The following is a 20,844-nucleotide window of genomic DNA, read 5'->3' as shown; positions in this document are numbered from 1 at the left end:
GCTCCTGTCACTTGCTGACGTTCTTCCAGCCGTCTTCGAGCTGCTTCGCGAGCCCGGCGGCGTCGATCTTCTGGGCGAGGAACTGCTGGTACGCCGGAGTCGCGACGGTGTCCTTCCACTGCGCGTACTTGCCGGCGAACAGGTAGGGCGCCGACGTCAGGTACTGGCCCGACGCGAGGATCTCGTTCCAGCCGTTCTTGCCGCCGAGCTTGGTGGTGAGCGCCTGCCGCGCGGACGTCGTCGGCGGGATCAGCGCGTCCGCCTCGTTGATCGCGGCCAGGTTCTCCGTGCTCGTGAAGAAGTCGACGAACTCCGCGGCCTCCTTGACGTGCGCCGAGTCCTTGTTCACCGACAGCGTCTGCGGGTTGGCGGCCTGCGCGGGCCCGGCCGAGCCGGCCAGCGGCGGGAGCACGACCCAGTCGAAGCCCTTCGGCGCGTCCTTCGCGATGTTGGCCGCCTGGTAGGAACCCTGGACCGTCATGGCCACCTGGCCGGCGTAGAACGGCGCGAGCGCCTTGGTCCCCGACTGCGTCAGCGTGACCGGCAGGATCGAGTGGTCCTGGTGCGCCATCGCGTCCACCAGCTGCGGCAGCGCCTGCTCGCCCTGGCCGACGGTCAGCTTCGCGTCCTTGCCGGTGCCCTCGAAGTACTTGCCGCCGAACCCGGGGGCCAGCGCGACGAACGCCGCCGTCGGGCTGGACAGGCCCCAGCCGAGGCCGAACTTGCCGTCCTTGGTGGTCGCCTTGGCGATCTCGCGCAGCTGGTCCCAGCTCATCGTGGGCGTCGCCGGGATCGGGACGCCCGCCTGCTGCAGCAGGGTCTTGTTCGCGAAGACCACGTAGGACTGCAGCTCGGTCGGCACGGCGATCAGCTTGCCGTCGACGGTGACCGAGTCCAGGACGCCCTTCGGGATGTCCGCGCGCTTCGGCTCCGGCAGGTACTGCGTCAGGTCCGCGAGGTAGCCGTCGGTGGCGAACGGGACGACGCCGGCCGCCTCGTAGTGCACGATGTCCGGCGCGCTGCCCGCGTTGAACTGGGTGATCAGCTTGTCGTAGACGCCGTCCCAGCCCGCCTGGACGATCTTGACCTGCACCTGCGGGTGGGCCTTGTTCCAGTCGCCGACGATCTTCTGCGTCGCGGCGACCGCCGCGGGCTGATCGGACAGCGACTGGAAGGTGAGGGTGACCGGCCCGCTTCCGCCGTCCCCGCTGCCGCCGCCCCCGCACGCGGTGAGCAGCAGGCCGGCGACCGTCAGCGCGGTGGCGGCAATCATGCGTCGTGTCTTCATCGACCGACCTTTCGAGTGATTCTCGGTGGAGTTCATCCCTTCACCGCCCCGGCCATCAGGCCGCTGGTGAGCTTCCGGCGCAGGATGCCGAAGAAGACGATGCTGGGGATGGCGGCGAGCACGGCGCCCGCGGCGAGCGGACCGAGGGCGACCTTGCCCTCGCCGCCGACGAACATGTTGAGCGTGATCGGCAGGGTGTAGTTCTCCGGCGACTGCAGCAGCACCAGCGCGAAGAAGAACTCGTTCCACGACGAGACGAAGCTGAACATCGCCGTCGCGACCACACCCGGGGCGAGCAGCGGGAAGACGATCGTGCGCAGCACGGTCAGCCGGCTCGCGCCGTCCATCGCGCCCGCTTCCTCCAGCTCCACCGGGATCGCGGCGACGTACCCCTGCAGCATCCAGAGAGCGAACGGCAGCATGTAGGTCGTGTGCACGAGGGTCAGGCCGGCGAGGTTGTCGGCCAGGCCCAGCGTCCGCAGGACGAGGAACAGCGGCAGGATGATCAGCACCACCGGGAACACCTGGCTGACGAGGATCCAGCCGACGCCGGCGGCCCGTACCTTGCCTTTCAGCCGTGCGAGCACGTAGGCCGCGGGCACGGCGATGACGACCGAGAGCGCGGTGGACGCCAGCGCGACGACCAGGCTGTTGGCGGCGGACCGGACGAGCCCCTGCCGCTCGAGCGCCTCGGCGTAGTTGTCCCAGTGCCACTCGCCCGGCAGGAGGCTGACCGTCAGCGAGTTCAGCTCGCCGGACGACTTCACCGAGGCGGAAACGAGCCACAGCAAGGGAAAGCCGAGGAACAGGATGTACAGCGCGAGGGCCGCGTACTGGGCCGGGCGCACCAGGACCCGCATCAGCGCCCCTTTCCGGTGGCGCGGTCGTCGCGGAACTGCGACCGCAGGTAGACGGCGAGGATGAGCACCACCACGACGACGAGCACGAGACCCATCGCGGCGGCGTAGCCGATCTCGCGGTTCTTGAACGCCTCCAGGTAGATGAACAGCACCGGCACCATCGTCTTGCCGCCCGGCCCGCCCGCGGTGAGCACGTAGACCAGCGAGAACGAGTTGAAGTTCCAGATGAAGTTCAGCGACGTGATCGACGTGACGATCGGGCGCAGGCTCGGCCACGTCACCGCGGTGAACCGCCGCCAGGCGCCCGCGCCGTCGACCGCGGCGGCTTCGTGCAGCTCGGCCGGGATCTGCTGCAGGCCGGCCAGCAGCGTCACGGTCGTCTGCGGCATGCCGACCCAGACCCCGACGACGATCACCGCGGGCAGCGCGGTCGAGAAGTCGCCGAGCCAGTTGACGTCGCCGGGCAGCCCGACGCTGCCGAGGAAGGCGTTGAGCGGGCCGCCGTTGGCCGAGTAGATCATCTGCCACATGATCGCGACGACGACCGGCGGCATCGCCCACGGGACCAGCGCGAGGACCCGCGTCAGGCCCTGCAGCCGCAGGCCCGAGTTCAGCAGCAGGGCCAGTCCCATCGCGGCGGCCAGCTGCAGCAGCGTGACGCCGACGGTCCAGATCATGCCGATCCGCAGCGAGTCCCAGAACAGCGAGTTCCCGGCCAGCTCGGCGAAATTGTCCACGCCGGCGAAGCCGTAGTCGGGGTGGCGGACCAGGCGCGCGTCGGTGAAGGCCAGGAAGATCCCGACGACCAGCGGCGCGACGCTGAGCACGAGGATCGGGATCAGCGACGGCAGCACCAGCGCGATCGCCTCGCGCCGCCGGGTGCGGGCGAGCGCCGGGCGGCGCCGGGCGGACGGCGGTGCCGGGCGCGTCAGGGTCGCGGTCACGCCGCACCTCCGGTCGACTCGCGCACCACCAGCTCCGGGCCGACGGTGATCTGCTGTGCCTCGTGGTCCGGGTCGTCGGCGAGGCCGAGCATGATCCGGGCGGCAGCGCGGCCGCGTTCGGTCGAGCCGAGGGACACGCTGGTCAGGCTGGGCTGGAAGACCCGGCCGAGCTCGGTGTCGTCCATGCCGGTCACGGCGACGTCCTCCGGCACCGACAGGCCCCGCTCCCGCACGGCGCGGATGGCGCCGATGGCGAGCAGGTCGTTCGCCGCGACGAGCGCGTCGAGCGCGCCGCGGGCGAGCAGCCGGCGGGCCGCGCCGAGACCGGCGCTCACCGTGAAGTCGTCCGCGATCTCCTGGTCGGCGCGGTCGAAGGCGATGGTCTCGGTGGCGGCGTCGAAACCGCGCTGGCGCGAGGCACCGGGCGTCGTGTCGAGCGGGCCGTTGAGGAAGCCGATCCGGCGGCGGCCGATCGCGTGCAGGTGCCGGACGGCCGCGCCGATGCCGCCCGCGGAGTCGGTGGACACGGAGCTGATGCCGCGGTCGTCGAGAGCCCGCCCGATCACCACGACCGGCACCGGCGCCTGCTGGATCTCGCGGATCAGCCGGTCGTCGGTGCGCAGCGGGCTGACGATCATGCCGTCGACGAACCCGCTGTTGAGGCTGCGGACCAGCTCGGTGGTCGACGTCGCGGTGTCGCCGGTGGTCATCACGACGACCCGGTAGCCGTGCGGCGCCAGGACTTCGTGGATGGCGCGCATCATCTCGACGTAGACGGGGTTGCCGATGTCGGCGACGGCGAAGGCGACCTGGAAAGTCTTCTTCAGCCGCAGCGACCGCCCGATGGCGTCCGCGCTGTAGCCGAGCTCGGCGGCCGCGGCGCGGACCCGCTCGACCATCGCCGGGCTGGCGCCGGTGCCGTGCAGCGCGCGCGAAGTCGAGGCCAGGGACACCCCGGCGCGCTCCGCGACCTGGAGCAGCGTGGCGCGTGTTGACGTCATCGTCTTCCTCGGTGTGCGTGTTTGGAAACGTTTCCAGCTACGCAACCTTGCGTTGGAAACGTTTCCAATGGGATTAATCCTGATACTCGCACCCGCTGCGCGGACCTGTCAACACGGCACGGAAAGCACCGGGGACGTCACCGGCGGTGCTCCCCGGGCTTCCGCGTCCTGATCACACCGCCTGTTCGAGGTGATCGCGCAGGACCGCGCGCAGCGGCGTCGCCGGGCGGCCGAGCAGTGTTTCCAGGTCCGGGGCGGTCGTGGCGAACTCGCCACGGCGGGCCGCGCGGAACATGCCGAGCAGCATCCCGGCCTGCGCCGCGGGGACGCCCTGTCCGGCCAGGGCCGACACCCACTCGTCGTCGCCGGCGACGACGCGGCGGACGGTCCGGCCGGTGAGCTCGGTCAGGATGCCCGCGACGTCGCCGAGGTCGAGGGCGGCCGGCGCGGTCAGCGGCGGTGTCGGACCGTCGAACCCGCCTTCGCCGGCGAGGATGATCGCCGCGGCTTCGGCGAGGTCGGCGTGCGCGGTCCAGGACACCGGACCGTCGGCGGGCGCGACCAGCTCGCCGGTTTCCAGCGCCCGCCCGAGCAGCAGCGGGACCGTGCTCGCGTAGAAACCGTTGCGCAGCGCCGTGAACGGCGTCCCCGCCGAAGCCAGGTGCCGCTCGGCGGCGGCGTGGTCGGGCATCGGCGCGAAGACGGAGTCCTCCGCCACGCCCTGATGACTGGTGTACAACACGCGCCCGGCACCCGCGGCGCGCGCGGCTTCGAACGCCGCCAGGTGGTGCGCGACGGCCGTTTCGCCGGTCGAGTCGGTCGAGACGACGAGGACCTGCGACGCACCCGCGAACGCCTCGGCCAGCGAGCCGGGGTCGGCGAAGTCGCCGCGCCGGACGCGCACCCCCCGGCCGGCGAGGACACCGGCCCGTTCGGGGTCCCGCACGCTGACGCCGATCTGCCCGGCCGGTACGCGACGCAGGAGCTGCTCGACGATCGCGGAACCGAGTTTCCCCGTTCCGCCGGTGATGACGATCATGAACGACCTTCTCCATCGCCTGTTACCACTGATAGTTCCAACGTTATCATACATTTGTTTCCACCGGAACCGTTGGGCTTTTGGTGTGCATCCGGGGTCGTCGGCGTAACAGAACTCGGACTTCTCACGCCATACGGGACGGTCCGGTCCCCGCTGCACCAGGAGTTCGTGATGGGTTCTCGCCGTTTCGCCGTCCCGCGAAGATCGCGCCGAGCACTGGCGGCCGCGGTGGTGGTGCCGCTCGCCGGCGCCCTCGCTGCGGCCGTCGCCGCCGCGGCGCCCGCCGCCGCCGTGCCCGCCGGGTTCACCGACACCGTCGCGATCGGCGGCCTGACCTCCCCGACCGCCGCGGCGTTCGCGCCCGACGGCCGGGTGTTCGTCGCCGAAAAGAGCGGCCTGGTCAAGGTGTTCGACTCGCTCGCCGACCCGGTGCCGTCGGTGTTCGCCGACCTGCGGGCGCCGACCCAGGACTTCTGGGACCGCGGCCTGCTGGGCCTGGCCGTCGATCCCGCGTTCCCCGCCCGGCCGTACGTCTACGTCTCCTACACCCTCGACGCGCTGCCGGGCGGAACCTCGCCACAGTGGGGTGACACCTGCCCGTCCCCGCCGGGCGCCACCGACCGGGGCTGCGTGGTGACCGGCCGGATCTCGCAGCTCACCATGGGGGCCGCCGGGACGGCCGTGAGCGAGAAACCGCTGGTCACCGGCTGGTGCCAGCAGTTCCCGAGTCACTCGGTCGGCGCGCTGGCCTTCGGCCCGGACGGCGCCCTGTACGCGGGTGGCGGCGACGGCGCGAGCTTCAACTTCGCCGACTACGGCCAGGTCGGCAACCCCTGCGCCGACCCGCCCGCGCCCGCCGGCACGAACCTGGCGCCGCCGTCGGCCGAAGGGGGTGCGCTGCGCTCGCAGTCGCCGCGCCGCCCGGCCGGGCAGCCCGTGCTGCTCAACGGCACGCTGCTGCGCCTCGACCCCGACACCGGCGAGGGCCTGCCCGGCAATCCCTTCGCGGGCAGCGCCGACGCCAACGCCCGGCGCGTGATCGCCTACGGCGCGCGCAACCAGTTCCGGTTCGGGTTCCGGCCCGGGACCGGCGAGCTGTGGGCGGGCGACGTCGGCTGGAACACCTGGGAGGAGATCAACCGCGTGGCCGACGCCGGGGACGCCGTGGCGGAGAACTTCGGCTGGCCCTGTTTCGAGGGCAACGCCCGGCAGGCCGGTTACGACGGGGCGAACCTCGACCGGTGCGAGTCGCTCTACGCCGCCGGCGGGCAGACCGCGCCGTTCTACGCCTACAACCACGCCGCCAAGGTCGTGGCGGGTGACCCGTGTCCCACCGGCGGCTCCTCGATCAGCGGGATCGCGTTCGAATCGGGCAGCAACTACCCCGCCGAGTACGCCGGCGCGCTGTTCTTCGCGGACTCGTCACGCGGCTGCATCTGGGCGATGCAGCAGATCGGCGGCCAGCCGAGCCCGAGCCGCCTGGTGCCGTTCGTGACCGGCGCCAACGTGCCGGTGCAGCTGCTCACCGGGCCCGGCGGCGACCTCTTCTACGTCGCGCTGGGCAGCGGCGAGCTGCGTCGCGTGAGCCATCAGGGCGGCACGAACCGGCCACCGGTCGCTTCGGCCACGGCGATGCCGTCCAGCGGGCCGGCGCCGCTGACCGTCCGGTTCGACGGCACCGGTTCCACCGACCCCGACGCCGGGGACGTGCTGTCCTACGCGTGGGACCTCGACGCCGACGGCGCCTACGACGACTCGGCGGACCCGCGGCCCACCTGGACCTACACCGCTGCCGCGGTGGTCGACGCCGGGCTGCGCGTGACCGACTCCCACGGCGCGACGGCGACGACGACGGTCCGGGTGACCGCCGGGACCCCGGCCGGCCTCGACCCGGTGCCGGTGATCGACTCCCCCGCCGCGTCGCTGACCTGGTCGGTGGGCCAGACCGTGGCGTTCTCCGGCCGCGCGGTCGACGCCCAGGACGGCGAGCTGCCGCCCTCGGCACTGTCGTGGCGGCTCGCGATCCGGCACTGCGCGGCCAACGGGACCTGCCACACGCACAACGTCCAGGACTTCCCGGGCGTCGCGGCGGGCACGTTCACCGCGCCCGACCACGAGTACCCGTCGTACCTGCAGCTCACGCTGACAGCGACGGACTCGACCGGCCGGACCGGGTCCAAGACGATCGACCTGCAGCCGAAGACGGTGACGCTGAGCTTCACGTCTAGCCCGGACCAGGCGCTGCTCACCGTCGGCGGGACGCAGCAGCGCACGCCGTTCTCCCGGACGGTGATCGCCGGGTCGGTCAACTCGATCAGCGCGGACAGCCCGCAGAACCTGCCGCCGCTGAACCTCAAGTACGCCTTCTCGAGCTGGGCGCACGGCGGGCCGCGGACGCAGAACATCGTCGCCCCGGCGGCTTCGGCGACCTACCAGGCGAAGTACCGGCTCTGCTGGCTGCTCCAGCCCTGCTGACCGGGAGGCCCGGCCCGCGCCGGGGGCCGGGTCAGCCTTCGGGCTTGTCCGTGTTCGTCGGCTTGGGCGGGTGCGTCTTGTCCTCGTTCTGGCGCTTGCCCGCCTGCTCCGACGGCTTGCCCTTGGGCGGGTCGGCCGCGACGTCGGGCTTTTCCGGCGTCGCCGGGACGCCCGGCCCGGCGGACCGGCCCGGCGGCTGCTCGCCGGTCGTCTCCGCGGACGGCACCGAGGTCGCCGGCGAACCCGAGGCGGCACTCGGGGTGACCGGCCCGGACGACGACGGCGCCGGGCTCCGCGGCGGCACCCACGTCTCGACCGGCTGCGTCGCGCCCTCCCCCTCCCGGATCGGCGGTGGCGGCCCGGCGGACGTGCCGGCGCCGATGGTCACCGTCGTGACCAGCGCGGCACCGGCGGCGGCCACCTTCACCGCCGTCGCCCACGACAGGGCGGAGGCCCCGGCGCCGGTGGCGGCGCCGGACGAGGCGACGGAGCCGGTCGCGGACAGCCAGTGCGTCACGACCGGGACGCCCAGGATGAGCGGGGCGACGGCGGCGGGCAGTTCCTCGTTGAGCTCGCGCAGGCCGGTGGCCAGCTTCCGGCAGTCCGCGCAGCGGTCCAGGTGCGTGGTGATCCGGTGGGCCTTGTGGTCACCGACGCCGTCACGCACCCACCGGGCGAGCTGGCCGGACACGATCCGGCAGGTGCGCCGCCGGGCCGCCGGGACGTGCTGGTCGAGATAGGCCTGGCGCAGCCCTTCCCGGGCACGGTAGGCCAGCGCGGCGACGCCGTTCGGCGTCATCCCCAGGTCCGCGGCGATCCGGGCGGGCGACTCGCCTTCGATCTCGGTCCGCCACAGCACCGTCCGCCACCGCTCGGGCAGGCTCGCGAACGCGTCCGCGGCGACGGTGGCGTGCATCCGGCTGCCGACCGGCTCGTCGCTGCCCTCGCCCGGCAGGACGTCGGGCACCTCGGCGACCAGCGACAGCGCCGAGTCGCGCCGCCGCCAGCTGATCATCGTGTTCCGGATGGTCGCGAGCAGGTACGGCCGGAACTCCTCGGTCGGGCCCTCCCCCGAGCGCAGGATCCGCAGGACCCGGGTGAACCCTTCGGCGATGAGGTCGTCCCGCTCCGCCTCGTCCGACGCGATCGCCGCCGCCACCCGGCGGGCGGCGAGCAGGTGCCGGTCGTAGAGCTCGCCGTACGCCGCGATGTCCCCGCCGCGCACCGCCCGGATCAAGACCGCGTCGCTCGGGACGTCCGTCGTCCCGGCCACCGCCGGCGCCACCTCGGTCACCCACACCCCCTCGCCCGTGCGCTTGCACGTGCAGAACGTCCCGCGATATTCGTCCACCGCCGGGCTCCGCGCAAGGTTCCGGCGCGGAAAGCCCGCTTTCTTCCGCACTGAGTATCCCGTACCCGCGTCTTGTCAGGTGGCTGAGCACTTCGGCCCGGGTTCGTCCCGGCGCGCGGGCACGTCGTTGCCGGCGCGGCCCCGTGCCGGTAGAGACGAAGGGCGGTGGCCGTCCCGCGGCGGTCCCGTCTCTGTCCGATGTGGACGGTCCAGCCGACCAGGAGGTTGTCCCTCGTGCGCCGATTCGTGTGCCTGCTGCTGACCTTGCTCCTCCCGGCCCTGGTGAGCCCCGCCGCGGCCGGAGCCGCCCCGGCGCCCACGGTGACGGCCGTGCCCGCGAACGCCGGCCGCGGCTGGCCGGTCAGCGGCGCGCAGGGCCTCCTCGACCTCGCCGCCCATGGCTACGTCGAGCAGGAGTACCTGCTTTCGGGTGAAGCCGACACCTACGCCCAGGACGGCCTGTGGACCGCCGACGGCCGCTGGGCCACGCACGTCGCCACCACCGGCAACCCGTACACCACACGGCTGGTCGTGGTCCGGCCGAGCGACCCCGCGCGGTTCACCGGCACGGTCGTCGTCGAATGGCTCAACGTCAGCTTCGGCGTCGACATCCCGGTCGACTTCTCCCAGTCGTACGAGCAGTTCCTGCGGGCCGGCTACGCCTACGTCGGGGTGACGACGCAGAAGGCCGGGGCCGACAAGCTGAAGACCCTCGACCCCGCCCGGTACGGCGCCGTGAACCTGGGGTCCGACGCGCTGTCCTACGACGTGTTTTCGCAGGCCGCGCAGGCGGTCCGGACGCATCCCGAGCTGCTGGGCGGCCGCACGCCGTCGGTCGTGCTCGGCACCGGGCACTCGCAGTCCGCGCTGCGGCTGACCACCTACGCGAACGCCGTCCAGCCGGTGCGCGGCGGCTACGACGGCCTGATGATCCACGGCCGGGCGGCGTCCGCGGCGCCGATCGGCGAAGGAGTCCTCGGGCCGCTGTCCGCGTACATCCGCACCGATCTCGGCATTCCGGTGTTCGTCCTGCAGTCGGAGACGGACGTGGTCGCGTCGGCCTCGGTCCGGCAGGACACCGCCCGCGTGCGGACGTGGGAGGTGGCCGGCACCGCCCACGCGGACCAGTACGGCCTGAACCTCTACAACGCGGCCAACGCGCGCGACAAGTCGATCAACGACGGCGCGCCGACGACGTGCGACAAGCCGGTGAACAGCATGACGTTCCGGTACGCGGAGAACGCGGCCTTCGCGCACCTGGACCGCTGGGCCCGCGGCGGCGCGGCCCCGCCGCCGGCTCCCCCGATCTCCTTGCTCCTGGGCGCCATCGTCGTGCGCGACGCCGACCAGAACGCGCTGGGCGGCGTCCGGCTGCCGGACCTGGACGCGCCGCTGGCGGCGTACGGGCCCAACAACAGCGGCGGCAACGTGCCGGGAGCCTGCCTGCTGCTGGGCACGACGACCCCGCTGAGCGCGGCGCGGATCCAGCGGCTGTACCCGGACCACGCCACCTACGTCGCGAAGTTCACAGCGGCGGCCGACCGGGCCCGGCAGGCCGGGTACCTCCTGCCCGCCGACTACGCCGAGGCGGTCGCCCGCGCACAGGCGGCGCCGATTCCCTGAAACTCGTTCCAGTTGCTGTCGAGCGGCACAACCCTTGCGTCCGGGCGGTACAGTGTGCAGAACAGTAACGTGTTCTAGTCGCGCGCCGTGGAAGGGACCGGGATGGACGAGCAGGCGATGCGGTATCCGAACCACCTCGGGCATCTGGTCGTCTCCGCCCTGAAGCGCCACCGGGACGCGCCGGTGCTGGTGCTGGGCGAGACCACGATGACCGGCGGCCGGACCGCCGAGCAGGTCAGCCAGTACGCCCAGGCCTTCGAACAGCTCGGGGCCGGGACGGGCGCGGCGGTGGCGCTGCTGTCGCTGAACCGGCCCGAGGTCCTGCTGATCATCGCCGCCGGCCAGCTGCAGGGGTCCCGGCGGACGGCGCTGCACCCGCTCGGCTCGCTCGACGACCACGCCTACATCCTCGCCGACGCCGGCATCACGACGTTGATCATCGACCCGGTGCCCGCCTTCGTCGACCGCGCGCTCGGCCTGCTCGGCAAGGTGCCCGGCCTCACGCAGGTGCTCACGATCGGGCCGGTGCCCGAGCCACTGGCCCACGTCGGCCGGGACCTGACCGCGGCGGCCGCGGCCTTCGAGCCGCGCCCGCTGGCGCCGGCCGACCTGCCGCCGGACCAGGTCGTCTCGATCACCTACACCGGCGGGACGACCGGCAAGCCCAAGGGCGTGATGGGCACGGCGCAGGCGATGGCGACGATGACCCAGATCCAGCTGGCCGAGTGGGAGTGGCCGGCGGCGCCGAAGTTCCTCATCTGCACGCCGCTGTCCCACGCCGGCGCGGCGTTCTTCGCGCCGACGCTGCTGAAGGGCGGTTCCCTGGTCGTCGTGCCGAAGTTCGACCCCGGCGAGGTCCTGCGGATCATCGAGGAGCAGCGGATCACGGCGACCATGCTGGTGCCGACGATGCTGTACGCGCTGCTGGACCACCCCGACTCGCGGACGCGTGACCTCTCGTCGCTGCAGACGGTGTACTACGGCGCGGCGTCGATCAACCCGGTGCGGCTGCGCGAGGCGATCGACCGGTTCGGGCCGATCTTCGCCCAGTACTACGGCCAGTCCGAGGCCCCGATGGCGATCAGCTACCTGGCGAAAGGCGACCACGACGACGCGCGGCTCGCCTCCTGCGGGCGGCCGTCGGCGTTCCTGCGCACGGCGCTGCTGGACCAGGACGGCAACCCGGTGCCGCCGGGCGAGCCGGGCGAGATCTGCGTGGCGGGCCCGCTGCTGGCCGCCGGGTACTGGAACCTCCCGGGGGTCACGGCGGAGACGTTCCGCGACGGCTGGCTGCACACCGGCGACGTCGCCCGCGAGGACGAGGACGGCTTCTGGTTCATCGTCGACCGCGTGAAGGACATGATCGTCACCGGCGGGTTCAACGTGTTCCCGCGCGAGGTCGAGGACGTCGTGGCCGAGCACCCGGCGGTGGCGCAAGTGGGCGTGATCGGCACCCCGGACGAGAAGTGGGGCGAGGCGGTGACGGCGGTGGTGGTGCTGCGCGACGACGCCGGCCGCGACGAGGCGGCCATCGAGCGGCTGACGAGCGAGATCCAGGCGGCGGTGCGGGAGCGCAAGGGGCCGGTGCACGTGCCGAAGCAGGTGGTCGTGGCCGACGCGCTGCCGATGACGGGGCTGGGCAAGCCGGACAAGAAGGCGTTGCGCGCCCGCTACCAGCCCCGCGAGGCGAACGCTTAGCGGTGCGCGGTCAGGGCCGGTGCTTCTTTCCCAGCTGCCGGGCGCGGTTGGCGCCGATGCTGCCCGTCCGCTCGCACGAGGCGACCAGGTCCACCGGCCCGGCGAGGTGGTCGACGGACGGCTGGTCCGGCCGCGACCGGCGCGGCCCGGCCGTGTTGGCGAAGCCTAGGCACACCAGGCCGCCGACGAAGTCCATCGTCACTCCATTCCCGGGTACACCACGGTGCTCGCCAGCGCCAGCACCAGCGCGAACGCCACCGCCAGGCCCGCGAGGTCCGCGACGAAGCCGGGCCGATCGCGCGCCGGCGGTGGTGAACACGGTCACCAGGCTGAACAGGGCCGCGCTCCACAGGGGCAGCAGCGCACCGCCGATCATGAACCCCGCGCCGTAGAGCACGCCGGTGACCACGGCGCATCCGCCGTCCGGCACCGCGAACAGCCCGCTCGCCGCGGCCGTCACCGGCTCGGCGCCGAAGTACGCGCGGCGCAGTCCCACCCGCCGGACGACCGCGCCCGTGGCCAGCCCGGCGGTTCCCGCGACACCGATGAGCGTCCACAGCAGCGACGCGCTCACCCGGCCGGCGCCGGGCCAGCCCGGCGAACGACCCGCACGCCACGAGCAGCCGTCCCGCGCCGGGCCGCGAGAACAGCTTCGCCGGTCCCGGCGTGGCCGCCCGGGGTGCCGCGGGCAGCACCCGCGGGTTCCACGCCGTCACGGCCGCGAACGCCGTCCAGACCGCCCGGCGAACGACCCGCACGCCGCGAGCGGCCGCCGGGCGCCGAACCGCCCCGACGACCACGCCGCGCGCGGCCGGCCCGCCCAGGTAACCGCGCTGGTGACAGCGCCCAGCGCACCGGCCGAACCCACCGAACTCGGCCTGGAACCGCGGCAGGAACAAGCCGTAGCGGGCGAAGCCGAAGCAGACGGGAGGATCGCCAGGCCTTTCATCGGGCTGGCCAGGCTGGCCCGCACGCCCTACGCTGAGGCCAGATAGACAACTAGTTGAATAGGTGAGGTACGGCATGACCAGCTTCCGGAAGGCCGTCGAGGCCCGTGATCCCGACGCCATGGCCGCGGCATTGGCGGAGAACGTCGTCTTCCGCAGCCCGGTGGCGTTCAAGCCCTACCCCGGCAAAGCCATCACCGCCGCGATCCTGCGCGGCGTCCTGCGGGTTTTCGAGGACTTCCGGTACGTACGCGAGCTGAGCGGCGGCGAAGGGCGTGACCACGCGCTCGTCTTCGAGGCCCGGATCGGCGACACGCGGGTCGAGGGCTGCGACTTCCTGCACTTCGACGACGACGGCCTGATCGACGAGTTCACGGTGATGGTCCGGCCGCTCTCGGCCGCGCAGGCACTGTCGGCGGCGATGGCGGCGCAGTTCGACCAGATCCAGCGCGAAGCACTCAACTAGTTCACTATGGCATTGCGTCACGCGCTGATGGCGGCACTGCTCGAAGGCGAAGCGTCGGGCTACGACCTGGCGAAGGGGTTCGACGCGTCGGTGGCGAACTTCTGGCCGGCGACGCCCCAGCAGCTCTACCGCGAGCTGGACCGGATGGCGGCGAACGGCCTGGTGCGCGCCCGGCTGGTCCGCCAGGAGAAGCGGCCGGACAAGCGGCTGTTCTCGCTGACCGAGGCGGGCCGCCGGGCGTTGCGCGAGTTCACCGCGGCCCCGCCGCGGCCGGGCGTGATCCGCGACGAGCTGCTGATCCAGGTCCAGGCCGTCGACGCCGGCGACGACGCCGCGGTCCGCCGCGCCCTCGAAGACCGGATGGCCCGCGCCGAGGCCAAGATCGCCCGCTACGAACGGCTCCGGGCGGGCCTGCTGGACGGCCGCTTCGAAGACGACTACCTGGCCGAGGCCGAGCGGGTCGGGCCGTACCTGACGCTGATGCGCGGGCTGGCGTTCGAGCGGGAGAACCTGCGCTGGTGCGAGCGGTCGCTGAAGATCCTCGACCGCCGGGCTAGCCCAGCCCCGCCTCGTGGACGATGATGGCCACCTGAGTGCGGTTCGCCACCGCCAGCTTGGCCATGATGTGTCCGATGTGGACCTTCACGGTCGACTCGCTCACCGCCAGCCGCCGGGCGATTTCGGCGTTGCCCAGCCCGCGTCCGATGTGGACGGCCACGTCGTGCTCACGCGGCGTCAGCTCCGCCAGCCGCGCGCGGGCCCGGGCACTGCCGCCCGCGGAAGCGAAGTCCGCGAGCAGCCGCTTGGTGATCTTCGGCGACAGCATCGCCTCGCCGCGGGCCGCCACCCGCACCGCCGTGACCAGCTCGCGCGGTGGCGTGTCCTTCAGCAGAAACCCGGCTGCGCCGTGCCGCAGCGCCGTGTACACGTACTCGTCGACGTCGAAGGTCGTCAGCACGACCACCGCCGGGGCCGCCGGGTGCGCCGCCAGCCGCTTGACCACCTCGAGGCCGTCGACCTTCGGCATCTGCACGTCGGTCAGCACGACGTCGGGCCGGTGCCGGTCGGTCAGCTCGACCGCGCGCGAACCGTCGGTGTCCTCCGCGACCACCTCGACGTCGTCGGCGGACTCGAGGATCATCCGGATGCCGCTGCGGACCAGCTCCTCGTCCTCCAGCAGCACGACCTTGACCGTCACGGTCCCTCCTCCGCCAGCGGGCCCACCGGAAACCGCGCCAGCACCTGGAACCGGCCGTCACCGGTCGGGCCGGTGCGTAGGTCGCCGCCCGCCAGCTCGACCCGTTCGCGCATGCCCACCAGGCCGTAGCCGGATCCCGGGACCGTGCTGCGGTGCGGGGTCAGCCGGTTGGTCACCTCGACCGCGAGCCGATCGCCGGAGACGGCCAGCCGGACCTCGACCGCCGCGTGCGGCGCGTGCTTGGCCGCGTTGGTCAGCGACTCCTGCACCACCCGGTAGACGGCCCGGCCGACCTGGTCCGGCACCGCGGGCAGCGGGTCCGGCAGCGTCAGCTCGACCCGCGCGCCGGTCGCCGCGACCTCGCCGACGAGGTCCTCCAGCGACGCCAGCACCCCCGGGCCCGCGTCCGCGGCGGGGGCGTCGTCCCGCAGGACCCGCAGGATGCCGCGCAGCTCGTCCAGCGCGACGGCGCTGGTCGCCCGGATCGTCTCGGCCGCCTGCCCGGTCCGCTCGTCCGGGGCCCGCAGCGACAGCGCGCCGGCCTGCAACGCGACCGCGGTGACGCGGTGGGCGACGACGTCGTGCATCTCCCGCGCGATCCGCCGCCGTTCGGCGAAGACGGCCTGGTCGGCCAGCAGCGTCCGGGTGCGCTCGGCCTCCTCCGCGCGTTCCCGCAGCACGGCCAGCAGCGCGGCGCGCTGGTGCATCCACAGCCCGGCCAGCACCGGGCCGAGCACGAAGAAGCCGACGACGAGCACGATCGTGGTCAGCCCCACCGGCTCGCGCAGCACCGCCAGGACGTTTCCGGCCACGGCGCACACGACCACAGCGGCCCCGGTCCGGAGGCTGACGCCGTGGCGTGCCGCGACCGAGTAGACGGCCACCGTCAGCGGCAGCAGCGTCACCCCGGCCGGCAGGCACGCCACCGCGACGAGCAGCACCACGAACGGCCACCGCCGCCGCGCCAGCAGCGCCAGCGCCGAGCCGATCACCGCCGGGACGTAGAGCGCCGGGTGCGGGTCACGCGGGTCGCCGCTGCCCAGGCTGAACGCGATCGTGCCCGCCGCCACCGCGACGTCGAGCGCCAGCAGGGCGACGCGGCCGTCCCACCAGCTCAGCCACCGCTTCATCGTGATCAGGTTAGGCCGCACCGCGTCAGCCGTCACGGCGAGCCAGGGTGACCGCCGCCGCGCCCAGCGCGAGCACCACGACGACCGCGAACACCGCCGTCCCCGCCGGGGCGGACAGCGCCGTACCGCCGAACGGCAGGACGGTCACCGGCACGTGGGCGAGCGCCGCCAGCGTCGTCTCCGCGACGAACGCCCACACCGCGAACACGCCGACGGCGAGCCCGGTGTGCCGCAGCAACCCGCCGAGCGCGACCCCGGCGAGTCCGGAAAGGACGGTCAGCGCGAGCACACCGGCCACCGCCCGGCCCGCCGCCCCCGCGCCGGCGGGCAGGGCACCGCCGCCGGTGCGCACCCCGGCGGCCGTCAGCACCACCATGACCACCCCGGTGAGCAGCCCCAGCCCGGCGGTGACCAGTGCCCGCGCCGCGACGATCCGGAGCGGCGAGCGCAGCACCAGCCGGGTGGTCGCGAGCGTGCCGTGCTGGTGGTCGGAGCCGAACGCGGCGACGCCGGCGGCCGCGACCAGCAGCGCGCCGAGCCGGTCGGCCGGCCCGAACGCCGAGGTGAACGCGTCGAGGTCACCGAGGTCGCGCTTGAGGCCCCAGTACAGGCCCGAGGCGAACTGCAGCACGCCGGCGCCGGCCACGAGCAGCCACGTCGACCCCAGCGAGCGCGCCCGGACCCATTCGTAGGCCAGCGCGTTCTTCACGGCAGCTCACCCCGGTGCCGGACGGCGGCCGCGGTCGCGGCGAGGAAGGCGTCTTCCAGCCCGCTGCGCCGCACGAACAGCTCGCGCACCCCGACCCCGGCGTGGCCGGCGACCGCGGCGACCCGGCCGGTGTCGGCCGTCTCGACCACCAGCTCGCCGGCGGCCTCCTGGCGCACGCGCAGGCCGTCACGGGCCAGCGCGACCATCAGCACGCTGGCGTCGTCGGCGCGGACCACGACGTCGGCGCGGGCGTGCCGCCGGACGAACTCCGCCAGCGGACCGGCGGAGACGAGGCGCCCGGCGCCGATGACGACCAGGTCGTCGGCGAGCACCGACATCTCGGCCAGCAGGTGCGAGGACGCGAGGATCGTGCGGCCCTCCCCCGCCAGCCGCCGCAGCAGGGCGCGGATCCACCGCACCCCTTCCGGGTCGAGCCCGGTGGCCGGCTCGTCGAGGATCAGGTACTCCGGGTCGCCGAGCAACGCGGTGGCCAGGCCGAGCCGTTGCTTCATGCCGAGGCTGAACCGGCCGGCGGGCCGGCGCGCGACGGACTCCAGGCCGACGGCCGCGAGCACCTCGCGCACGCGCCGGGCGGGCAGCCCGCCGCCCGCGGCGACCATCCGCAGGTGCGCGGCGGCCGGCCGCGCGGGGTGCACGGCCGCGGCGTCGGTGAGCACGCCCACCGTCCGCAGCGGCCCCGGCACCTCGGCGTAGGTCCGGCCGCCGAAGGTGGTGCGCCCCCGCCCGCGGGTCAGGCCGAGCATCAGCCGGATGGTCGTCGACTTGCCGGCGCCGTTCGGGCCCAGGAAGCCGGTCACGACCCCGGGCCGGACGGTGAAGGACAGGTCCTCGACCCCGCCGCCGCCGGGATAGGTCTTCGTCAGTCCTTCGGCGACGATCATCGGCGCACCGGCTCGGCGGCGTCGCGGCGGCCGAAGGCGAACCACAGCAGGCTGCCCAGGAACGGCGCGCAGAAGGCGAAGATCACCCAGGCCAGCTTCATGCCCCCGCTCAGCCGCGAGCCGAGGATGCTGACCAGCGCGGCGACGAAGAGCCCGGCGAAGGCGAGCAGGGCGGCGGCGGTCACGCCGAGCACGAGCCACGACCAGGCCTGCTCGTGGCCGTGGATCAGGGCGGCCGGGTGCATGGGAGTCTCCTCACGGACGTCGGGCTGGTGGGTCCACCATCGCCCACCGCGCCCGCGCGCACATCGGAACTTCGGCGACTCCGGGATAGGCGGAAAGTACTAGCCGGCCACAGTGGACGGTCCGCCGTCCGTCCTCGCCGGTCTCGATCCGAGACGGCGGGGTGTTGCGGATTCACCCACCACGGCCCTAGCGTGTGACCCGGCGATGATCGGACTACTGGGGGTCTCATGTCACTGCGCCGTCGTTGCACGCGAGCCGCCGTCGCGGCCGGAATCCTCGCGGGCCTGCTCGTCGCTCCGGCGGCGGCCCGCGCCGCGGCCGGGCCGGGCGCCCTGCCCGCCTCGCAATACACCTTGACCGCCGACTACCACCAGTTCGACACCGTCAACGCCGCCCTGGTGTCGGCGCTGGGCACCGCGGCCGTGCACACGGTGATGGACAACGCGAACCACGACCGCACGGCGCTGCCGTCCACGTTCTCGGTCGCCGGCCTCTCCGGCGGCTTCCGGTTCGACAGCGGCGACAACTCCGACTGCGCGAACTACCCGCAGGGCATCACGACCAGCCGGGACGCGGTCGGCACCGCCAACGGCGGCAACTACGACGGCCACCAGCTCGTCCTGGTCAGCTGGTACACCAAGGACGGCTGCGACGGCGACCAGGCCCGCAGCCGGATCACCCTGGTCGACTGGGACGCGACGTACCCGAACAAGTACCGCAAGGTCCTGCTGGTCGAGCCGACCGGCACCGCGGCGGCCCCCGACTTCAAGGACATCCCGATCCACGCCGGCGGCGTGTCCTGGTACGGCGACTACCTCTACGTCGCCGACACCGGGCACGGCATGCGGGTGTTCGACATGCGCAAGATCCTCAAGACCGACACCGGCGGGACGGCGGACCAGATCGGCCGCCAGTCGCCGACGGTCTACTACGCCCACAACTACGCGTACGTCCTGCCGCAGGTCGGCACGATCACGTCGAAGACGACGTCGGGCACGAACCTGGCGTGGTCGTCGATCTCCCTGGATCGGGTCAGCAAGTCGATCGTCATGACGGAGTACACCTGCCAGTCCGGGTGCACGGCCTACCCGAACCGCGCGCCGCGGGCCATCCGCTACCCGTTCGCCTCGACCGGCGTGTTCGCCGCGACGACGACGGCGAGCCAGGCGCTGCAGCTGCCCTGGTACAACCTCAACGGCGTCGCGTCGCACAACGGCCGGTGGTGGTTCAACTCGTCCGGACAGAAGAAGCTCTACTACTGGACGCCGTCGGCCGGCCCGGCCACCTACAGCTGGGTGAGCAGCGGCGAGAGCATCTCGTACTGGGAGGACGACACCGCCGCCGACCTGCTGTGGACCCTGCAGGAGGGGGTGGGCAACCGGAACGTCTTCGCGGTGGAGCAGGCGGCCTACGACGGCTGACAGCCTGTCACAATCGGATGATTCGGACAGTCAGGCGACCCCGAGGCGGCCCGTCCGCCCCGGGGTCGCCTGACCGCCGTCCTGCTGGTGCCGGCGGGCGCATGGTCTCGGCCCGGCAGGCGGCGTCGCGCGGGCCCGTTGCCGTGCGCGCCATGGGCGGTCGTTCCGGCGTCGCCGGGGTCCCCGTCTGCCTGCTTGTGGGCCGCGCCGGCCTTCCTGCACGCCGGCCTCACCGCACCGCGCCAGCCGAGGTCCACTTCGGACAGTGCGGTTCGGGGTGGCTGTCAGGCCAGCTCCGGGATCAGCTCCCCGATCAGCCGGATGCTCTTCAGCACCTTCTCGTGCGGGATGCCGCCGATCTGCTGCAGGCACATCATCCGGTCGATGCCCAGGTCGGCGTACGCACGCAGCTTCTTGCGGCACGTCTGGGGGCTGCCCACGATCAGCGAGTCCTGCGCGCTCAGGACCTCGAAGACCTCGTCGTCGGCGACCTGCTCGCCCTGAAGGATGCGGGCGATCAGCAGGTTCGCCGCCGACGGGGCGTTCGCCGCCTCCTCGCGGAGGAACTCGCCCGTCAGGCCCGGCGACCGCTTCAGCTCTTCGTTGCGGGCGTTCTGGCGGACGAACTCCGTCGCCGCTTCGAAGAACGTCAACGCCGTCACCGTGTACCAGGCCGCGGCCGCCGCCGCGCCGTTGCGCATCGCCTCTTCGTCGGTGTCCGCGCAATGGACGAACGTGAAGAACCCGACCTGGTCGTTCACGAACGCCCCTACCGGTGCCGTGCACTGCGCCGCGGCCGCCCGGTACAGGCCGATCAGGCGGCCCGCGCGGTCCAGCGACTCCCACATCGTCGTGCCCAGCACGCCGACCCCGCGCCGGCCCGCCTCCTCGAACGACGCCGGGCTCGCCGCCGCCTGCCAGAGCGGCGGGTGCGGCCGCTGCAGCGGCTTCGGGCCGATCGGGACGTCGTCGACGCGGTAGGCGTCGCTCTCGTAGGAGAACCGTTCGGACGTCCACATCTTCGGCACCATCTCGAACGCCTGCTGCGTCTGGGCGCGGGCTTCGTCCGGCTCGATGCCGAACAGGCGCCACTCGGGGATGGTCGAGCGGGTCAGGCCCAGCTCGACGCGGCCGCCGCTGAGGTGGTCGAGCGTCGCCGCGCGCTCGGCGACGCGGATCGGGTGGTTGAACCGGCCCGGCGCCAGCACGGCCGAGTGGCCGAGCCGGATCCGGCTCGTGCGCTGGGACAGCGCCGCCAGCATCAGCTCGGGCGCGGACGACAGGCTGAACTCCCCCGCGCCGTGGTGCTCGACCTGCCACCAGCAGCCGTAGCCCAGCTCGTCGGCGAGCACGGCCTGCTCGATCGCCTGCCGGAACCGCAGCTGCTCGTGCCCGTCCGGCCACGGGCGCGGGTTCTGGATCTCGTTGAACAGGTCGATCTTCATCCGCGGCCTCCGCTCGTCGGGTCACCGCACCGGAAGTCCCCGACAGCGACCGGGTCGTTACGCCTCGTCGCCCGGACGGAGCAGGCGCCTGAGATCCGGGT

Annotated in this window: 19 protein-coding genes; 6 read left to right on the top strand and 13 right to left on the bottom strand. The window is 73.1% G+C overall.

Annotation, left to right across the window (positions count from 1 at the left end; all coding sequences use genetic code 11):
• Positions 1 to 7: 7 nt before the first annotated feature.
• The 5 genes from BT341_RS23510 to BT341_RS23490 form a co-directional block, all read right to left on the bottom strand.
• Positions 8 to 1,288, bottom strand: coding sequence for an ABC transporter substrate-binding protein (locus BT341_RS23510; protein ID WP_072478338.1), 1,281 nt, complete (start codon positions 1,286 to 1,288; stop codon positions 8 to 10).
• A gap of 32 nt (positions 1,289 to 1,320) precedes the next feature.
• On the bottom strand, positions 1,321 to 2,148 hold the full coding sequence (locus BT341_RS23505; RefSeq protein ID WP_072478337.1) for a carbohydrate ABC transporter permease: 828 nt from the start codon (positions 2,146 to 2,148) through the stop codon (positions 1,321 to 1,323).
• Positions 2,148 to 3,092, bottom strand: coding sequence for a carbohydrate ABC transporter permease (locus BT341_RS23500; protein WP_072478336.1), 945 nt, complete (start codon positions 3,090 to 3,092; stop codon positions 2,148 to 2,150). The genes BT341_RS23505 and BT341_RS23500 overlap by 1 nt, the downstream gene beginning before the upstream one ends.
• On the bottom strand, positions 3,089 to 4,093 hold the full coding sequence (locus BT341_RS23495; protein ID WP_072478335.1) for a LacI family DNA-binding transcriptional regulator: 1,005 nt from the start codon (positions 4,091 to 4,093) through the stop codon (positions 3,089 to 3,091). The genes BT341_RS23500 and BT341_RS23495 overlap by 4 nt, the downstream gene beginning before the upstream one ends.
• A 172-nt stretch (positions 4,094 to 4,265) precedes the next feature.
• On the bottom strand, positions 4,266 to 5,132 hold the full coding sequence (locus tag BT341_RS23490) for an NAD(P)H-binding protein (RefSeq protein WP_072478334.1): 867 nt from the start codon (positions 5,130 to 5,132) through the stop codon (positions 4,266 to 4,268).
• A 171-nt stretch (positions 5,133 to 5,303) separates the two neighbouring features.
• Here BT341_RS23490 and BT341_RS23485 point away from each other — a divergent pair, with 171 nt between their 5' ends.
• A complete protein-coding gene (locus tag BT341_RS23485) occupies positions 5,304 to 7,607 on the top strand; it encodes a PQQ-dependent sugar dehydrogenase (protein ID WP_245805079.1) in 2,304 nt (767 codons plus the stop codon).
• Positions 7,608 to 7,638: 31 nt separating this feature from the next.
• Here the strand turns inward: BT341_RS23485 and BT341_RS23480 are convergent, their stop codons facing one another.
• Positions 7,639 to 8,958, bottom strand: a complete 1,320-nt coding sequence (locus tag BT341_RS23480; RefSeq protein WP_245805078.1) for a sigma-70 family RNA polymerase sigma factor — start codon at positions 8,956 to 8,958, stop codon at positions 7,639 to 7,641.
• 234 nt (positions 8,959 to 9,192) lie between these two features.
• On the opposite strand from BT341_RS23480, the gene BT341_RS23475 reads away from it, so the two are divergent.
• Together BT341_RS23475 and fadD8 are read left to right on the top strand one after the other, a co-directional pair.
• Positions 9,193 to 10,581: an alpha/beta hydrolase domain-containing protein gene (locus BT341_RS23475; protein ID WP_245805077.1), complete on the top strand. Its 1,389-nt coding sequence runs from the start codon at positions 9,193 to 9,195 to the stop codon at positions 10,579 to 10,581.
• 102 nt (positions 10,582 to 10,683) lie between these two features.
• Complete coding sequence (gene fadD8, locus BT341_RS23470) at positions 10,684 to 12,279, top strand: fatty-acid--CoA ligase FadD8 (protein ID WP_072478331.1); 1,596 nt, start codon at positions 10,684 to 10,686, stop codon at positions 12,277 to 12,279.
• Positions 12,280 to 12,289: 10 nt separating this feature from the next.
• On the opposite strand, the gene BT341_RS23465 is transcribed toward fadD8, so the two are convergent.
• Positions 12,290 to 12,853: a hypothetical protein gene (locus tag BT341_RS23465; RefSeq protein ID WP_072478330.1), complete on the bottom strand. Its 564-nt coding sequence runs from the start codon at positions 12,851 to 12,853 to the stop codon at positions 12,290 to 12,292.
• Between the two features lie 449 nt (positions 12,854 to 13,302).
• Here BT341_RS23465 and BT341_RS23460 point away from each other — a divergent pair, with 449 nt between their 5' ends.
• The gene (locus tag BT341_RS23460; RefSeq protein ID WP_072478329.1) at positions 13,303 to 13,692 is read left to right on the top strand and encodes a nuclear transport factor 2 family protein; all 390 of its coding nucleotides are present in this window, start codon (positions 13,303 to 13,305) and stop codon (positions 13,690 to 13,692) included.
• A 6-nt stretch (positions 13,693 to 13,698) separates the two neighbouring features.
• Positions 13,699 to 14,274, top strand: a complete 576-nt coding sequence (locus BT341_RS23455) for a PadR family transcriptional regulator (protein ID WP_072478328.1) — start codon at positions 13,699 to 13,701, stop codon at positions 14,272 to 14,274.
• On the opposite strand, the gene BT341_RS23450 is transcribed toward BT341_RS23455, so the two are convergent.
• The 5 genes from BT341_RS23450 to BT341_RS23430 are packed head-to-tail and all read right to left on the bottom strand — an operon-like array spanning position 14,246 to position 17,876.
• Positions 14,246 to 14,890 (bottom strand): response regulator, encoded by a 645-nt coding sequence (locus BT341_RS23450; RefSeq protein WP_072478327.1) that lies wholly within the window; start codon positions 14,888 to 14,890, stop codon positions 14,246 to 14,248. The genes BT341_RS23455 and BT341_RS23450 overlap by 29 nt on opposite strands.
• Positions 14,887 to 16,020 carry a sensor histidine kinase gene (locus BT341_RS23445; RefSeq protein WP_072478326.1) on the bottom strand — a complete coding sequence of 378 codons (1,134 nt, stop codon included), beginning with the start codon at positions 16,018 to 16,020 and terminating at the stop codon, positions 14,887 to 14,889. The genes BT341_RS23450 and BT341_RS23445 overlap by 4 nt, the downstream gene beginning before the upstream one ends.
• A 25-nt stretch (positions 16,021 to 16,045) precedes the next feature.
• A complete protein-coding gene (locus tag BT341_RS23440; RefSeq protein WP_072478325.1) occupies positions 16,046 to 16,729 on the bottom strand; it encodes a hypothetical protein in 684 nt (227 codons plus the stop codon).
• Positions 16,726 to 17,631, bottom strand: coding sequence for an ABC transporter ATP-binding protein (locus BT341_RS23435; protein WP_072478324.1), 906 nt, complete (start codon positions 17,629 to 17,631; stop codon positions 16,726 to 16,728). Before BT341_RS23435 ends, BT341_RS23440 begins: the two co-directional genes overlap by 4 nt.
• A complete protein-coding gene (locus BT341_RS23430; RefSeq protein WP_072478323.1) occupies positions 17,628 to 17,876 on the bottom strand; it encodes a PLD nuclease N-terminal domain-containing protein in 249 nt (82 codons plus the stop codon). Before BT341_RS23430 ends, BT341_RS23435 begins: the two co-directional genes overlap by 4 nt.
• A 228-nt stretch (positions 17,877 to 18,104) precedes the next feature.
• Here BT341_RS23430 and BT341_RS23425 point away from each other — a divergent pair, with 228 nt between their 5' ends.
• Positions 18,105 to 19,298 carry a hypothetical protein gene (locus BT341_RS23425; RefSeq protein ID WP_072478322.1) on the top strand — a complete coding sequence of 398 codons (1,194 nt, stop codon included), beginning with the start codon at positions 18,105 to 18,107 and terminating at the stop codon, positions 19,296 to 19,298.
• Positions 19,299 to 19,582: 284 nt separating this feature from the next.
• Here the strand turns inward: BT341_RS23425 and BT341_RS23420 are convergent, their stop codons facing one another.
• A complete protein-coding gene (locus tag BT341_RS23420) occupies positions 19,583 to 20,743 on the bottom strand; it encodes an LLM class flavin-dependent oxidoreductase (protein ID WP_072478321.1) in 1,161 nt (386 codons plus the stop codon).
• Positions 20,744 to 20,844 lie beyond the last annotated feature (101 nt).

The sequence above is a fragment of the Amycolatopsis australiensis genome (assembly GCF_900119165.1).
GTDB classification, from domain to species: Bacteria; Actinomycetota; Actinomycetes; order Mycobacteriales; family Pseudonocardiaceae; genus Amycolatopsis; species Amycolatopsis australiensis.
Note: the sequence above shows the minus strand (reverse complement) of the source record. Positions and strands in the feature narration are given on the sequence as shown.

Bases quoted from the DNA above. Each gene is read 5' to 3' on its own strand.
- BT341_RS23460 (WP_072478329.1), top strand. From the start codon at position 13,303: ATGACCAGCTTCCGGAAGGCCGTCGAGGCCCGTGATCCCGACGCCATG.
- BT341_RS23495 (WP_072478335.1), bottom strand. From the start codon at position 4,093: ATGACGTCAACACGCGCCACGCTGCTCCAGGTCGCGGAGCGCGCCGGG.
- BT341_RS23435 (WP_072478324.1), bottom strand. From the start codon at position 17,631: ATGATCGTCGCCGAAGGACTGACGAAGACCTATCCCGGCGGCGGCGGG.
- BT341_RS23485 (WP_245805079.1), top strand. From the start codon at position 5,304: ATGGGTTCTCGCCGTTTCGCCGTCCCGCGAAGATCGCGCCGAGCACTG.
- BT341_RS23490 (WP_072478334.1), bottom strand. From the start codon at position 5,132: ATGATCGTCATCACCGGCGGAACGGGGAAACTCGGTTCCGCGATCGTC.
- fadD8 (WP_072478331.1), top strand. From the start codon at position 10,684: ATGGACGAGCAGGCGATGCGGTATCCGAACCACCTCGGGCATCTGGTC.
- BT341_RS23425 (WP_072478322.1), top strand. From the start codon at position 18,105: ATGTCACTGCGCCGTCGTTGCACGCGAGCCGCCGTCGCGGCCGGAATC.
- BT341_RS23445 (WP_072478326.1), bottom strand. From the start codon at position 16,020: ATGAAGCGGTGGCTGAGCTGGTGGGACGGCCGCGTCGCCCTGCTGGCG.
- BT341_RS23505 (WP_072478337.1), bottom strand. From the start codon at position 2,148: ATGCGGGTCCTGGTGCGCCCGGCCCAGTACGCGGCCCTCGCGCTGTAC.
- BT341_RS23420 (WP_072478321.1), bottom strand. From the start codon at position 20,743: ATGAAGATCGACCTGTTCAACGAGATCCAGAACCCGCGCCCGTGGCCG.
- BT341_RS23510 (WP_072478338.1), bottom strand. From the start codon at position 1,288: ATGAAGACACGACGCATGATTGCCGCCACCGCGCTGACGGTCGCCGGC.
- BT341_RS23430 (WP_072478323.1), bottom strand. From the start codon at position 17,876: ATGCACCCGGCCGCCCTGATCCACGGCCACGAGCAGGCCTGGTCGTGG.
- BT341_RS23455 (WP_072478328.1), top strand. From the start codon at position 13,699: ATGGCATTGCGTCACGCGCTGATGGCGGCACTGCTCGAAGGCGAAGCG.